This is a genomic window from Anoxybacillus flavithermus, from assembly GCF_002742685.1.
Classification (GTDB): domain Bacteria; phylum Bacillota; class Bacilli; order Bacillales; family Anoxybacillaceae; genus Anoxybacillus; species Anoxybacillus flavithermus_E.
Map to the genome: position 1 here is coordinate 52,374 of NZ_PEDM01000011.1, position 14,026 is coordinate 66,399.

Annotated in this window: 17 protein-coding genes, 1 pseudogene and 1 riboswitch; of the genes and pseudogenes, 14 read left to right on the forward strand and 4 right to left on the reverse strand. The window is 41.9% G+C overall.

Annotated features, from left to right (window positions below; all coding sequences use genetic code 11):
* The 4 genes from CS060_RS07050 to lysA all read left to right on the forward strand — a co-directional run bounded on the left by CS060_RS07050 (position 1) and on the right by lysA (position 3,734).
* Entirely contained in the window at positions 1–321 is a 321-nt protein-coding gene (locus tag CS060_RS07050) for a SpoVA/SpoVAEb family sporulation membrane protein (RefSeq protein WP_035050100.1), read from the forward strand.
* On the forward strand, positions 318–920 hold the full coding sequence (gene spoVAEA / locus CS060_RS07055) for a stage V sporulation protein SpoVABEA (RefSeq protein WP_035050101.1): 603 nt from the start codon (positions 318–320) through the stop codon (positions 918–920). Before CS060_RS07050 ends, spoVAEA begins: the two co-directional genes overlap by 4 nt.
* Positions 877–2,346 carry a spore germination protein gene (locus CS060_RS07060; protein WP_035050103.1) on the forward strand — a complete coding sequence of 490 codons (1,470 nt, stop codon included), beginning with the start codon at positions 877–879 and terminating at the stop codon, positions 2,344–2,346. The genes spoVAEA and CS060_RS07060 overlap by 44 nt, the downstream gene beginning before the upstream one ends.
* A 68-nt stretch (positions 2,347–2,414) precedes the next feature.
* On the forward strand, positions 2,415–3,734 hold the full coding sequence (lysA, locus tag CS060_RS07065; RefSeq protein WP_099668816.1) for a diaminopimelate decarboxylase: 1,320 nt from the start codon (positions 2,415–2,417) through the stop codon (positions 3,732–3,734).
* A gap of 42 nt (positions 3,735–3,776) precedes the next feature.
* Here lysA and CS060_RS07070 read toward each other — a convergent pair whose 3' ends face one another.
* From CS060_RS07070 to CS060_RS14425, 3 genes and pseudogenes are all read right to left on the reverse strand, one after another.
* Entirely contained in the window at positions 3,777–4,640 is an 864-nt protein-coding gene (locus CS060_RS07070; RefSeq protein ID WP_035050132.1) for a DUF1002 domain-containing protein, read from the reverse strand.
* 156 nt (positions 4,641–4,796) lie between these two features.
* A complete protein-coding gene (locus tag CS060_RS07075) occupies positions 4,797–5,936 on the reverse strand; it encodes an RNA-guided endonuclease InsQ/TnpB family protein (RefSeq protein ID WP_035050106.1) in 1,140 nt (379 codons plus the stop codon).
* Positions 5,833–6,057: pseudogene (locus CS060_RS14425) on the reverse strand (hypothetical protein); the annotation flags it as partial. The gene CS060_RS07075 and the pseudogene CS060_RS14425, both read right to left, overlap by 104 nt.
* Before the next feature lie 271 nt (positions 6,058–6,328).
* Here CS060_RS14425 and CS060_RS07090 point away from each other — a divergent pair.
* The 6 genes from CS060_RS07090 (at position 6,329) to CS060_RS07115 (ending at position 11,016) form a co-directional block, all read left to right on the forward strand.
* Positions 6,329–6,769 carry a peptidylprolyl isomerase gene (locus CS060_RS07090; RefSeq protein WP_035050110.1) on the forward strand — a complete coding sequence of 147 codons (441 nt, stop codon included), beginning with the start codon at positions 6,329–6,331 and terminating at the stop codon, positions 6,767–6,769.
* Positions 6,770–6,918: 149 nt separating this feature from the next.
* Positions 6,919–7,051, forward strand: a riboswitch (FMN riboswitch).
* 141 nt (positions 7,052–7,192) lie between these two features.
* Complete coding sequence (gene ribD, locus CS060_RS07095) at positions 7,193–8,269, forward strand: bifunctional diaminohydroxyphosphoribosylaminopyrimidine deaminase/5-amino-6-(5-phosphoribosylamino)uracil reductase RibD (protein WP_035050112.1); 1,077 nt, start codon at positions 7,193–7,195, stop codon at positions 8,267–8,269.
* A 5-nt stretch (positions 8,270–8,274) separates the two neighbouring features.
* Positions 8,275–8,913: a riboflavin synthase gene (ribE, locus tag CS060_RS07100; RefSeq protein ID WP_035050135.1), complete on the forward strand. Its 639-nt coding sequence runs from the start codon at positions 8,275–8,277 to the stop codon at positions 8,911–8,913.
* 5 nt (positions 8,914–8,918) lie between these two features.
* Positions 8,919–10,112, forward strand: a complete 1,194-nt coding sequence (locus tag CS060_RS07105) for a bifunctional 3,4-dihydroxy-2-butanone-4-phosphate synthase/GTP cyclohydrolase II (RefSeq protein ID WP_035050115.1) — start codon at positions 8,919–8,921, stop codon at positions 10,110–10,112.
* Between the two features lie 12 nt (positions 10,113–10,124).
* Positions 10,125–10,589: a 6,7-dimethyl-8-ribityllumazine synthase gene (gene ribH / locus CS060_RS07110; RefSeq protein ID WP_035050117.1), complete on the forward strand. Its 465-nt coding sequence runs from the start codon at positions 10,125–10,127 to the stop codon at positions 10,587–10,589.
* A gap of 82 nt (positions 10,590–10,671) precedes the next feature.
* Complete coding sequence (locus CS060_RS07115) at positions 10,672–11,016, forward strand: GNAT family N-acetyltransferase (RefSeq protein ID WP_035050124.1); 345 nt, start codon at positions 10,672–10,674, stop codon at positions 11,014–11,016.
* Positions 11,017–11,022: 6 nt separating this feature from the next.
* Here the strand turns inward: CS060_RS07115 and CS060_RS07120 are convergent, their stop codons facing one another.
* Positions 11,023–11,529 carry a DUF309 domain-containing protein gene (locus CS060_RS07120; protein WP_035050137.1) on the reverse strand — a complete coding sequence of 169 codons (507 nt, stop codon included), beginning with the start codon at positions 11,527–11,529 and terminating at the stop codon, positions 11,023–11,025.
* A 69-nt stretch (positions 11,530–11,598) separates the two neighbouring features.
* On the opposite strand from CS060_RS07120, the gene CS060_RS07125 reads away from it, so the two are divergent.
* The 4 genes from CS060_RS07125 to CS060_RS07145 all read left to right on the forward strand — a co-directional run bounded on the left by CS060_RS07125 (position 11,599) and on the right by CS060_RS07145 (position 13,907).
* Complete coding sequence (locus CS060_RS07125) at positions 11,599–12,339, forward strand: segregation/condensation protein A (protein WP_231563726.1); 741 nt, start codon at positions 11,599–11,601, stop codon at positions 12,337–12,339.
* A 10-nt stretch (positions 12,340–12,349) separates the two neighbouring features.
* The gene (scpB, locus tag CS060_RS07130; protein ID WP_231563727.1) at positions 12,350–12,913 is read left to right on the forward strand and encodes an SMC-Scp complex subunit ScpB; all 564 of its coding nucleotides are present in this window, start codon (positions 12,350–12,352) and stop codon (positions 12,911–12,913) included.
* A 383-nt stretch (positions 12,914–13,296) separates the two neighbouring features.
* Entirely contained in the window at positions 13,297–13,602 is a 306-nt protein-coding gene (locus CS060_RS07140) for a hypothetical protein (RefSeq protein ID WP_035050127.1), read from the forward strand.
* A 23-nt stretch (positions 13,603–13,625) separates the two neighbouring features.
* Positions 13,626–13,907, forward strand: a complete 282-nt coding sequence (locus tag CS060_RS07145; protein ID WP_035050130.1) for a hypothetical protein — start codon at positions 13,626–13,628, stop codon at positions 13,905–13,907.
* Positions 13,908–14,026 lie beyond the last annotated feature (119 nt).

Below are 14,026 nucleotides of genomic sequence, written 5' to 3' on the forward strand. Positions count from 1 at the left end.
ATGGAAACATACGTATACGTATTTGTCATCGGTGGTACATTGGCACTAATTGGACAGTTGTTGCTAAGGAAGTGGTCGTTTATTCGCATGATGACGATATTTGTATTCATTGGTATAGCGCTCGAATCGGTCGGTGTATATCATTCTATCCAGTCATTTGCCCATGCAGGGATAGAAGCGACACTTGTTCACGTTGGCGCTTCTTGTATACAAGCGGTAAAAACGGGGGACTTTACAAATGTCATCTTTTTTATTTCATTTCCGCTTTTTGTCGCATGGATGACCGCGATCGTTTGTAGACCGAGAGGAAGGATCGAATGAAAAAAAGAAAAGTCATTTTAGTGACAGATGGTGATCAACATGTGCAACGTGCACTCGAGAAGCTTGCAAAACAACTTGGTGCTCGTTGCATTAGCCAATCGCAAGGCAATCCATCTCGTCTCACAGGGAAACAGCTTGTTGATCTTATTTTGCAGACGCCGTATGACCCTGTTTTTGTCATGTTTGATGATAGTGGCATTATCGGCGAAGGAGCGGGGGAGCAAGCACTTCGTTATGTTGCGACACACGAACAAATTGATGTGCTAGGAGCGATTGCGGTTGCATCTGATACGAACAACCAGGAATGGACAAAAGTACATCTTTGTATCGATTATGATGGTCATTTCACAACATACGGTGTTGATAAAGAAGGTATTCGTGAATGGGAGTTCGGTCGAATCAATGGAGATACGGTATATTGTTTAGATGAATTAAATATCCCGATTGTTGTTGGAATTGGCGATATCGGAAAAATGAGACGTCGTGATGATATTCGCAACGGTTGCCCGATTACACGCAAAGCGATTGAATATATTCTCGAAAGGAGCAAACGCGATGAAAACAGAAAGTTACACACCGATTTCTCCGAAGTTGAGTGAAAACGAGCAGTTTTTCAAAGATGCGATCGGCGTTGGCACGAGCTTCGATTTAGGTGTTCGCAAATTGCACATTTTAAAAACAGATGTCCATTTATATTATTGCAATGGACTTTGTGATACACAATATATTATTGAACTGCTTGAAATGCTCGTTCAGGTGAATGATCGCGAGCGACAACCGACCAAGCTTCCTGAAATTATTAAAAATCGTCTCGTCCATCAGCAAGTGAATCCAGTAAAAAGTTTAGATGAAGCGGTCGACTTTTTATTGACAGGGTTAATTTTATTGTTTATTGATGGGGAGACAAAAGCGTTTGCTGTCGATGTACGCAGTTATCCAGGGCGTTCTCCTGAAGAACCGGATACAGAAAAAGTAGTGCGCGGGGCGCGCGATGGGTATGTTGAAAATATTGTCGTCAATACAGCACTTACTCGCCGACGTATTAGAGATGAGCGTCTTCGCTTTGAAATGATGCAAGTTGGCGAACGGTCAAAAACGGACATTTGTATCGCATATATTCAAGACGTGGCCGATCCGGGACTTGTTGAGCTCATTAAGAAGGAATTAAACGAAATTAAAATTGATGGGTTAACAATGGCAGATAAAACAATTGAAGAATTTTTAGTGAAACAAGGATACAACCCGTACCCGCTCGTTCGTTATACAGAGAGACCTGACGTCGCTGCCACACATTTATTAGAAGGGCATGTGATCATTATGGTCGATACGTCACCGAGCGTCATTATTACGCCAACAACGTATTTCCATCACGTTCAACATGCGGAAGAATATCGGCAATCGCCAGCAGTAGGGACGTTCGTACGATGGGTACGGTTTTTAGGTATTTTTGCTTCCCTTTTCTTACTTCCGCTTTGGTTCGTATTTGTCCTTGACCCGTCGTTATTACCAGAGAAATTATCGTATATCGGTCCGAATGAAAAAACAAATATCCCGATTTTTGTGCAACTTCTCATTGCTGATATTGGTATTGAGTTTTTGCGTATGGCCGCGATTCATACCCCAACACCGCTGTCCACAGCGATGGGCTTAATTGCAGCAGCGTTAATTGGGCAAATTGCCATTGATGTTGGACTGTTTGTACCAGAAGTGATTTTATACGTATCTGTCGCTGCGATCGGTTCTTTTGCGACACCAAGTTATGAATTAAGTATTGCGAATAAAATTTTCCGTCTTTTATTTTTAGTGGTCATTGCGGTGTTTGGTGTTCCTGGGTTTATGATAGGCGTTACGGTGTTTTTACTTTTCCTTGCCAATATTCGCTCGTTAAATACCCCATATTTATGGCCGTTTATCCCATTTGATCCAGGGGCGTTTATGCAAATTATCGTGCGTCGATCTGTAGCTGGTTCATCGATTCGCCCGAGCATCGTACATCCGCAAAATAAACAAAAACAATCGACATAAAAAGGTTGAAACGTACCAAAATTTATGGTACGTTTTCTTTAATTATTTTCGAATCATCAGGAGGATGTATAATTATGCACGGAACGATGCGAATAAATGACCGGGGACATTTAGAAATTGGCGGTGTGGATACCATTGAATTAGCTCGTACATACGGAACCCCGCTTTACGTTTATGATGTTGCTCTCATTCGTGAGCGTGCGCGAGCGTTTAAGCGAATGTTTGATAAACATCGTGTACGTGCGCAAGTGGCGTATGCAAGCAAAGCGTTTTCGACAATGGCCATCGTGCAATTGATGGAACAAGAAGGATTATCTCTCGATGTCGTTTCCGGTGGTGAGCTGTACACCGCATTAGCTGTTGGATTTCCGGTCGAACGCATTCATTTCCATGGCAACAATAAAAGCGAAGAAGAGTTACAAATGGCAATTGAAGCGAAAATCGGTTGTGTTGTCGTCGATAATTTTTATGAATTACAGCTACTGCAACAGCTTTGCTGTGCGCATGAATATACGATGCCTATTTTATTACGTGTCACACCAGGCATTGAGGCACATACACACGACTACATTTTAACAGGTCAAGAAGATTCGAAATTTGGATTCGATTTGCATAACGGACAAGCCGATGAAGCATTACAGCGTGCGCTCGCTTCTTCCCATCTTCATGTGCTAGGCATTCATTGTCATATCGGTTCACAAATTTTTGATGCGACAGGTTTTGTTCTTGCAGCGAAAAAGCTATTTGAGAAACTTGCTACGTGGCGTGATACGTACCGTTTTACTGCACAAGTTGTCAATCTTGGCGGCGGTTTTGGCATTCGTTACACGAAAGAAGATGATCCGCTTGCACCGGAACAATATGTCGAACAAATTATTGAAGAAGTGAAACGAAATGTCGCATCATTTGATCTACCTTTTCCTGAAATTTGGATCGAACCAGGTCGCTCGCTTGTTGGAGATGCAGGGACAACGATTTATACGATCGGTTCCCGTAAAGAAGTGCCAAATGTTCGTCAATATGTTGCCGTAGATGGTGGAATGAGCGACAATATTCGTCCTGCGCTATATGAGGCAAAATACGAAGCGGTGTTAGCTAACCGCATGCATGAACATTGTGAAGAAGTGGTAGCGATCGCTGGGAAATGTTGTGAGTCAGGAGACATGCTCATCTGGGACTTGCCGCTTCCGAAAGCGCAACCGGGCGATTATTTAGCTGTTTTTTGTACTGGTGCTTACGGTTATGCGATGGCGAATAATTACAATCGCATTCCGCGTCCAGCGGTCGTATTTGTTGAAGATGGCGAGGCAACGCTTGTCGTGAAACGCGAAACGTATGAAGATTTAATTCGACTTGATTTGCCATTAAAGGCAAGTGTAAAAAAATAACCGAGGTCGTTACCTCGGTTATTGCTCGTTCATAAGTAGGCGTTACGCCCCAAATGCTCCGCGAAGGGCGTTCCATATTTCACGCAAGAGATCGACGATGCGTTGAATAAACGTTCGCCCTTCTTCCGTTTGTAAAAAAGCAGATAGCTTGTCTTTCGCTTGAGCGAGCTGTTCGTTTACTTGATTCCAGTCGATGTTCACGTTTTTCATTTTATTGAACAAAGAAAGCAAGCTGTTTATTTCGTCTTCTGTTAGCGTAATGCCAAGTTCTTGAGCGATCCGTTCAATGAGTGCACGCATATCCGCATCTGTTTGCGGTGGATTTTTCGCTATTTCTTCTTTAATTTTCGCAAGCAGCGCGACCGCTTGATCGTTTCCGATGGATTCGCCAAGCTGTGCCGTTTTCACCATTTCTTCGTTCGCTACTTTTTTCACTTCATCAGGGATCGTTTCATTCGATGAAAGTTCGTACGCTCTCATTAACCCTGTTAACGCAGCTGTTCCGGATACAGGAAACGGTGCAGTAATGTAAATAACTGCATCTTTCACTCCTGCCGTAATTAGGGCGTTCATATACATTTCTTTTGTTACCCAGTTAATGTTATTTGTTTCGACTTGCAGACCTGAACCTGGTGCTCCAATCGTAATTTTTGATGACGAAATGGCTTTCGTTCCAATTTGTCCCTTCGGAATAATATCGCCGAGATATTTATGCTCCTCTGCATTTGTGACTGTAATGATTTCAGCGTTTTCAGGTGCATTCATTTCTTTTAATATTTGTTGCTTTTGCTGTTCTGTTAAATTTTCCCCGAGCGTAATAATGACGTCTCCTTCAATCGCATCAGCGAAACTAACCGATGGAATCATAAACAATAATAAAATAAATATCGTAAACCACTTCTTCATTTCATAACCGTTACGCAAAACTTACAAAACTCTACAAGAACCTTGTAGACATTTCTGTTTGCTTCCTTGTTCATCGCGCCCGATTTTGCCGAAGCTACTCTCGTTTGTTTGGCGCTCCGAAGGCTTGACTTCCCGTGTAACTCACGGTACAAACAGCTATGCAGGATATGTTGAAAGGTTGATACTTGCATTCCAATCTCTGTCCATTTCCATCCCGCAATGCTCGCATCGAAATACGCGGTCTGATAGCTTTATTTTCGGTTGAATATATCCGCACGAATGACACATCTTTGTTGATGGATACCACCGATCGGCTTCGACAAACTCGATCCCGTACCATTCGCATTTGTGTTTGATTTTTTGTTTCAACGTGTACAACCGTTGTTGTTGAATCGATTTGGATAGATGGCCGTTTTTCATCATCCCGCGAACATGTAAATGCTCCATGACGATTCGAGAAGGCTTGGTTCTCACCAACTCGTTGACTACCTTATTTTCATAGTCCGTGCGTTTATATTCCAACCGAATGCGTATGCTCTGCATCTGTCTTTCGAGTTTTGCAATGTTGCGTGTTTTGACGTAACGGACTGCACCTCCTTTTTCTTGAATTTTGTTCATTTCATACTTTCTTGAGCATTTGCGCTGCAACCGACGCAAACGCTTTTCTAGCTTTTTGATTTCTTTCGTTTTGTTTATGTTTGGGAATACCCGACCGTCTGAACAAACAGCCAAATCTTTTATTCCCACGTCGATTCCTAGCGTATGGCTGTTTAATGCGACAGATGGTTTTGGAACGTCATATGCTACGGACACATACCAGTAAACACCGTCAAACGTGACGCGCGGGTTGTAATACTTTGTATTCGTTGGAATTTTCCCTCGTTCGGATAGACGTACCCATCCGACTTTTTCGATATACACATGTGTATCACTAAATTTGATTTTTTCTGTGTCTTGGTAGAACGATGGCTTGCTTCTCTTTTTGCTTTTGAATCTTGGCTTTTTTGTTTTTCCTTTAAAAAAGTCTTTGTATGCTTTGCACGCATCTTTAATGGCTTGTTTGGTGATGTTGTTGGAATAATCGTATAGCCATTGATAATTAGGGTCGTTTTGTTTTAAAGCGGTGAGCTTTTTTCGTAAATCCCCGTCTTTGATGAATTTGCCACCGCTTTTATTGTTGTTTTCTTGTTGTTCAAGCGTCCAATTGTATGCCCAGCGAGCCACACCTGCCGATCCAAATAATTTTGTTCGTTGCTTGTTGTTCGGCTCTAACCTCACTTTGATCGACCGAATCATCTTCAAGCCACTCCTTTATCATCTTCTTGGCTCGATTGGCTCTTTTCCCTTGAAGTTTGCAACTGAAAACGGTGAGCATTTGCACCAAATCCTCGACAAGTTCTCGTTCTTCTGTTTTATCCCAATTTCTTAACGTTTGTTGGCTTTTTCCGATAAGCTTGGCGAATTCGCCAATGCTGTAATATTTCAGTCACCTCTCTACATAAGTAATACCATGAAAATTTATTATTTATGTAGAGATTTTTGTAAATAATTACAAAAATTATTTAACTGTCCTCTCCCTCCTTCAATCTCTTTCTGTACTATTGTACAAACATTTGCGTGAACATAGAAGCAAAATGTAGTAAAATGAAGCTACATTTGTTTTTACGATAGAAAGGTGGAAAAGTTTCATGAAGAAAAAAGGATATATCTTAATGGAAAACGGCGGAAAAGTGGAGTTTGAACTATTCCCAAATGAAGCGCCAACAACGGTTGCGAATTTCGAAAAATTAGCGAATGAAGGATTTTATAACGGGTTGACGTTTCATCGCGTCATTAAGCGATTTGTAAGCCAAGGTGGCTGTCCGATTGGAAATGGAACAGGCGATGCAGGCTATACGATTCCGTGCGAAACGGACAACAATCCACATAAACATATCGAAGGGGCGATGTCGATGGCACATCGCGGTCGTGATACAGGAAGTTGCCAATTTTTTATTTGTCATGAACCACAGCCGCATTTAGACGGTGTGCATACCGTATTCGGTCAAGTCACCGCTGGAATGGATGTTGTAAAGGCGATGAAAAATGGTGATGTCATGAAAGAAGTAAAGGTGTGGGACGAACAATAAAAGGGACGATGAAGCGATGAAAAAAAACTGGGTATTATTTTTCATCCTTTTACTCGTTAGTTTCGTTTGGGGAGCATTGTACTGGCTAGTTATTGCAAAATCATAGACATTTCGTTTTATTGTGCTATAATGAATAAAAATGGAATAAACGCATCCTTCGGGGCAGGGTGAAATTCCCGACCGGCGGTAATGAAACAGATGTTTCTCAGCCCGCGAGCCGTTAAGGCATGATCCGGTGCAATTCCGGAGCCGACAGTATAGTCTGGATGGGAGAAGGATTGCCAAAAACTCACGTCACTTATTGGAAAAAATAAGCTTGGCGATGGGTTATTTTTGCTATGCAAAAAAGGCGATCTTTACATACATCTTGCCCTAGGACGTCGTTCCTAGGGTTTTTTATTCATACTGGAAAGGTGGTGCGATATGGACGAACGATATATGCGCTTGGCGTTACAATTGGCAGAATCAGCACGTGGACAAACATCGCCAAACCCGCTCGTTGGTGCAGTTGTTGTAAAACAAGGTGAAATTGTCGGCTTTGGGGCGCACTTGAAAGCAGGGGAACCGCATGCGGAAGTACATGCGTTGCGCATGGCGGGGGAGAAAGCGGAAGGAGCGACGGTTTATGTGACGCTTGAACCGTGCAGTCATTACGGTAGAACCCCTCCTTGTGCCGATTTATTAATTGAAAAAAAGGTAAAGCGCGTCGTTGTGGCGACGACGGACCCGAATCCACTCGTTGCAGGAAAAGGCATTGAAAAATTGAAACGCGCGGGCATCGATGTTACCGTCGGCGTATTGAAAGAAGAAGCGGATGCGTTAAACGAAATGTTTTTTCATTATATTTCAACGAAAATGCCATATGTGACGCTAAAGTATGCGATGAGTTTAGATGGAAAAATTGCAACAAAAACAGGGGAAAGCAAGTGGATTACGTCGGAAGAAGCACGGTGTGACGTGCATCGTGAGCGACGGATGCACGATGCGATCGTTGTCGGTGTCGGCACGATTTTAGCGGATAATCCGAGCTTGACTGTTCGTTTCGATCACGAAGGAAAACAACCGATTCGTGTTGTACTTGATACACATTTGCGCACACCGCCTTATGCGAACGTTGTGACAGACAAGATGGCTCCGACATGGATCGTCGTCGGCCATCACGTCACAGAAGAACAAATAGAGCCGTATGAACAGGCAGGTGTACAAATCATTCGTATGAATGAAAATAAAATTGATGTTCCGTCTCTTTTACTTGAGCTCGGCAAACGAAACGTCATGTCCATATTTGTTGAAGGTGGAGCGCAAGTGCACGGTAGTTTTTTACGTTCTCGTTCCGTTCAACAAGTGTTGGCATATATCGCCCCCACATTAATTGGGGGGAATGAAGCTCCTTCTGCCATCGGTGGAGAAGGATTTGGACGAATGATAGAGGTGCTTCGTTTACAAGTGAAACATGTCGAAAGGATCGGACCAGATATAAAAATCGTTGCTAAAGGATGATCGGGATGTTTACAGGAATTATTGAAGAAATCGGCACGATTCAACAAATGAAACAAACAGGGAAAGCGATCGTCTTTACGATCGGAGCACAAAAAGTGTTACAAGACGTACAGCTCGGTGACAGCATTGCAGTCAACGGCGTTTGTTTAACAGTGACGTCATTTACAGATCGCTTTTTTACCGTCGATGTCATGCCTGAAACGGTGCGAGCAACATCGCTTCGCACGCTTACAGTAGGAGCGAAAGTCAATTTAGAGCGAGCGATGGCAGCAAACGGTCGTTTTGGTGGACATTTCGTTTCGGGGCATGTCGATGGCATCGGACGCATCGTTCGTAAACAGCCTGTCGCAAACGCTGTGTACTATGACATCGAAGTGCCGAGCCATTTGCGTAAATATATGATTTTAAAAGGTTCTGTAGCTGTTGACGGCACAAGTTTAACGATTTTCGGTTTAACGGATCGAACGTTTACGATTTCGCTCATTCCGCATACGCGTGAAGCGACGATTTTAGGTGCCAAAAAAGTTGGGGATATTGTCAATATTGAATGTGACATGATTAGTAAATATGTTGAACAGTTCGTTAGCGGGAAACGTGAAGGATTGACGATGCAATTTTTGCAAGAGCACGGATATAAGGAGTGAGTGCGATGTTCCATACTATTGAAGAAGCCATCTACGATTTAATGCAAGGAAAAATTATTATCGTTTGCGATGATGAAGATCGTGAAAACGAAGGGGATTTTGTAGCACTTGCAGAAAAAGCGACACCAGAAGTGATTAACTTTATGATTACACACGGTCGTGGTCTCGTGTGTGTCCCGATTACCGAAGAACTGGCTGATCGGCTCGATTTAGCGCCAATGGTTAACCATAATACAGATACGCATGGTACGGCTTTTACTGTGAGCATTGACCATAAAGCAACGACGACAGGCATTAGCGCATTTGAACGCTCGCTGACCATTCAAGAAATGCTCAATCCTGAAGCGAAAGCAAGCGATTTTAAACGACCGGGTCATATTTTTCCGCTTGTTGCGAAAAAAGGTGGGGTATTGCGTCGCGCCGGACATACGGAAGCTGCGGTCGATTTAGCCCGTCTTTGCGGGGCAAAGCCAGCCGGTGTCATTTGTGAAATTATAAAAGATGACGGAACGATGGCGCGCGTGCCAGATTTAAAGAAAATCGCGGAACAATTCGATATGAAAATGATTACGATTAAAGATTTAATCGCCTACCGCAATCGAAAAGAAAAGCTCGTCAAACGCGAAGTCGAAATTACGTTGCCAACCGATTTTGGTGAATTTAAAGTGATCGGATATTCAAATACGTTAGATGGGAAAGAACATATCGCCATCGTGAAAGGTGAAATCATTCCTGATGAACCTGTGCTCGTGCGCGTTCATTCCGAATGTTTGACAGGCGATGTATTCGGCTCTCACCGTTGCGACTGCGGTCCGCAACTTCATGCTGCTCTAGCGCAAATCGAAGAAGAAGGACGCGGAGTATTGCTATACATGCGTCAAGAAGGACGCGGCATCGGCTTGTTAAATAAATTGCGTGCCTATAAACTGCAAGAACAAGGATACGATACGGTGGAAGCGAACGAAAAATTAGGCTTTGCGCCAGACTTGCGCGATTACGGAATTGGTGCGCAAATTTTAAAAGATTTAGGTGTGACAAAAATGCGTTTGTTGACGAACAATCCGCGGAAAATTACCGGATTGAAAGGATACGGCTTAGAAGTGGTAGAGCGTGTGCCGCTACAAATGCCAGCCAAACGCCATAATGAGCGCTATTTGCGCACAAAATACGAAAAACTAGGACATATGTTGCATTTTTAAGGAGGAGAAAAAATGAACGTATACGAAGGAAATTTAGTCGGAACAGGATTAAAGATTGGCATTGTTGTTGCGCGATTTAACGAATTTATTACAAGCAAATTGCTTGGTGGAGCGCTTGATGGATTAAAACGGCACGGAGTAGAGGACCAACATATTGATGTTGCGTGGGTGCCAGGTGCATTTGAAATTCCGCTTGTCGCAAAAAAAATGGCGGAGTCGAAAAAATACGACGCTGTCATTACACTTGGTGCCGTCATTCGTGGAGCGACGAGCCATTACGATTACGTATGCAATGAAGTAGCGAAAGGAACATCGCACGCCGCTCTTTCTTCAGGTGTTCCGGTTATTTTTGGCGTGTTGACGACAGATACGATTGAGCAAGCGATTGAACGCGCTGGGACAAAAGCAGGAAATAAAGGATGGGAAGCAGCGCTCAGCGCCATTGAAATGGCGAATGTCATGCGCACATTTTCTTAAAAAATGTTTAAAAAAGCGACAAGACCGTTTATAATAGCAATAGCGAGTAAACAATAAGTCTTGTCGATAATGAGGGATTCATATGCTAGTTCGCTATCGAAAAAACTATGAGAAAATTGCGATGGGTCTTTTGTCGTTTATGCCAAATGAAAAAGACTTAAAGCAGTTGCAACAAACGATGAAAAACTATGAAACGAACGACGATTGGCAACTGTTTTTATGGAAGGAAGAAGAAGATTTTATTGGCATTATCGGCGCCATTGTGCGTGAACATGCGGTTGAAGTGCAACATATTAGCGTCAATCCGTCCCATCGCCATCAAGGAATTGGAAAGAAAATGGTGAAAGCGTTAAAAGAATTGTATCCAAATAAGTCGTTATGTGCCAATGACATGACCGCTCCATTTTTGGATAAATGCGAACAATGACAGGGATCAACGTCCCTGTCTTTTTTGCTTTTGTCGCTCACGTTCAGCAACGACATCACTTCGATCACGCAACTTATGTTTATGAATCGTATATTCGTTTGTCATATCGCTTTTTTCTCCCCATACAAGCCCTTTTTGATCGCATTGTTGTTGACATATATGCAACAAAGAAACATCGTTAATTGGAAGACAAATACTTTCATACGGTTGTCCATGATTGATTCGCTCTACATATGTATGAATAAGCGCAATAAGTTGCTCCGCATGTATACCTAATGCTTCATATGCTTGCTTTTCTCTTTCACATGCGTTTAATGCTTTTGTAAACATTCGTTTTGCTCCGATCATATTTCCTCGACGATAATGATACATCCCAACCGCGAGCTGAATGAAGCCGACCCATACATGTTCGCCTGTTTGTTTCCAATATTCTTCTAGTACTTCATGGCATTCAAAATAGTCGCGCGTGGCGTGAAAATGAAGTAAATATTCGATATATGCCTTCGGATACAAGCGAAAGCCCCCTTTTTTCATATGCTTACCTGTATTATACTATTACTTATGAATAAAGGTGGGATCAATGTGCATTATCATGTGAAATTAGATCAATTTGAAGGGCCGCTTGATTTATTGCTGCATTTACTTCATCGCTATGAAATTGATATTTACGATATTCCTGTCGCACAAATTACAGAGCAATATATGGCTTACATTCATGCGATGAAAGAATTGCAGCTTGATGTCGCAAGCGAATATTTAGTAATGGCGGCAACGCTTATTGAAATGAAAAGTAAAATGTTGTTGCCAAAACATGAAGAAACGCTTGAGGATGATGAATTTTTTATTGAAGAAGACCCGCGTGAACAATTAATGCAACAGTTAATCGAATATAAAAAGTTTAAAGAAGCAGCGAAACAGTTGCGCGAGCGTGAAGAAGAACGCGCGCTTTTATTTACGAAGCCACCGAGCGATTTAACGGCTTATGCGTCAAACGGTGCACCGCTTGCGCTCGATGTTGATTTGTATGATATGCTTGGGGCGCTCGCGAAATTGTTAAGGCGGAAAAAACTACAAAAACCGCTTCATACGAAAGTAGCGCGTCAAGAAATTCCGATCGGACGACGGATGGAAGAAATTTTACACATATTAAAACATGGAGAGCGAATGAACTTTTACGATTTATTTCCGTATGACGATCGCGAGCAAATTGTCGTGACGTTTTTAGCTTTGCTTGAATTAATTAAGCGAGATGAAATTATTGTTGAGCAAGAAAATAATTTTGCTGATTTATATATTCGACGAAAAGGTGATCGATGTGAATGAACTAGCGATAATGGAAGCGCTATTGTTTGCTGCCGGAGAAGAAGGATTAACATACAAGCAACTGGCTGATGTGCTTGATATTCAAGAAGAACGTGTATATGAACTTGTGCAACAATTAAAGCATATGTATGACGTAGCGGAGCGTGGCATTATGGTCGTCGAGATGGCAGGAATGCTTCAGCTTGTGACGAAAAAACAATGCGCGCCATATTTGCAAAAGCTTGTTGAATCGCCGACAACGTCATCGTTATCACAAGCTGCGCTTGAAACGTTAGCGATCATTGCATACCGCCAACCAATTACGCGTGCAGAAATTGAACATATTCGCGGTGTTAAAAGCGATAAACCGCTTCAAACCCTATTAGGAAAAGCGTTAATTAAAGAAGTCGGTCGCGCAGAAGGAACAGGTCGCCCGATTTTATATGGGACGACGAAAGAGTTTTTAGACTACTTTGGCTTAAAGACGTTAGACGAACTTCCGCCTCTTCCAGAATGGGACGAACAAGAAGAAGAACGCAAAGCCGACTTATTTTTCGAACGTCTAAACGAACAACTGCAAGAAGTGAATGAGTAAATCAAAGGTGATGGTGGATGAGTTTTCGTTTTTTCTTTGGGCTTCTTTTTATTTTTGTTTTTGGAAGAATGGTTGAATACGATGTAGAGACGTATATTTTACATCCAATTTTGCAAAGTGCATTTTTTCAACAGTCTGCAAATAACCCTCTCAAAGAGGGTTATTTGGCATGCTTAAAACATGTGGTATTCTTTTTCTTCGGCTAATGATCACAAACATGGTGTATGGATACATCGATGCTTAACCACTAAACTCGAGGGGTATGGTTAATCACCTCCTCCTACTCGATTTAAAGTGAAAAAAATGTGAAATGTATTGACTGTCTTTTTTTTACAATATATACGTATTATGTAATATAAAAGATGTTGAGGGGGATGATTTTTTTGAATGTAGTGGATGCAACAACAAAGTTGCTAGTCGGTAAAATAATGACGGATGGTGTTGCTTACGGGGCTGGTTATAAAGTATGTAAAAAGTCAGGAATGAGTGAAGCGACATCTCATAAGTGTGGAGCTGCGGCTGTGATCGTGACAGAAATAGCGAACAATATGTATTCAGTAGATGATAAAGTTATTGGAGGGGTAAAAAAAGGCACGAATGCGGTTATTCAGTACGTCAAAAATGAAATACAACGAATTAGCGAAGCCGGAAAGAAGGCGACATCCATGATGAATAGTCAGCGCAGATAAAATAAAAAGGTAAGTGTTGCTCTATGTTACACATTGATAAAGTGAAAATGTCGTTAATTTCACCATATGCTGTAATTATATTGAATGAAGAGTACGAGCTTGAAATAACAAAAGACTTGATTATCGCTGTATTTTTCCAACATCATAAATATAGCTTAATACAGTTTCCGTATGCGTATAAAGTATATTTAGACTTCTTTAAAGAGATTGATTGCTTGCGTAAATTAGATTTTGTCGTTATTAGTGTTATTGACTATAGTGGGAATGAGTATTACAAACAAAAAATTACTATCGATCATTCGTAACTATTCAGCCACATCATAAAGTGAGCTGAATATTTTTTGCTTTTCCTGTCTATGATGTGAATATTGATAGACAAGGAGGTGAATCGCATGTTGACGGTACAACAAGCTGTATTTACAGT

Coding starts and splice junctions, on each gene's coding strand:
- CS060_RS07070 (WP_035050132.1), bottom strand. CDS start 4,640: ATGAAGAAGTGGTTTACGATATTTATTTTATTATTGTTTATGATTCCA.
- spoVAEA (WP_035050101.1), top strand. CDS start 318: ATGAAAAAAAGAAAAGTCATTTTAGTGACAGATGGTGATCAACATGTG.
- ribH (WP_035050117.1), top strand. CDS start 10,125: ATGAACGTATACGAAGGAAATTTAGTCGGAACAGGATTAAAGATTGGC.
- ribD (WP_035050112.1), top strand. CDS start 7,193: ATGGACGAACGATATATGCGCTTGGCGTTACAATTGGCAGAATCAGCA.
- CS060_RS07105 (WP_035050115.1), top strand. CDS start 8,919: ATGTTCCATACTATTGAAGAAGCCATCTACGATTTAATGCAAGGAAAA.
- scpB (WP_231563727.1), top strand. CDS start 12,350: ATGGAAGCGCTATTGTTTGCTGCCGGAGAAGAAGGATTAACATACAAG.
- CS060_RS07145 (WP_035050130.1), top strand. CDS start 13,626: ATGTTACACATTGATAAAGTGAAAATGTCGTTAATTTCACCATATGCT.
- ribE (WP_035050135.1), top strand. CDS start 8,275: ATGTTTACAGGAATTATTGAAGAAATCGGCACGATTCAACAAATGAAA.
- CS060_RS07090 (WP_035050110.1), top strand. CDS start 6,329: ATGAAGAAAAAAGGATATATCTTAATGGAAAACGGCGGAAAAGTGGAG.
- CS060_RS07050 (WP_035050100.1), top strand. CDS start 1: ATGGAAACATACGTATACGTATTTGTCATCGGTGGTACATTGGCACTA.
- CS060_RS07115 (WP_035050124.1), top strand. CDS start 10,672: ATGCTAGTTCGCTATCGAAAAAACTATGAGAAAATTGCGATGGGTCTT.
- CS060_RS07075 (WP_035050106.1), bottom strand. CDS start 5,936: ATGATTCGGTCGATCAAAGTGAGGTTAGAGCCGAACAACAAGCAACGA.
- CS060_RS07060 (WP_035050103.1), top strand. CDS start 877: ATGAAAACAGAAAGTTACACACCGATTTCTCCGAAGTTGAGTGAAAAC.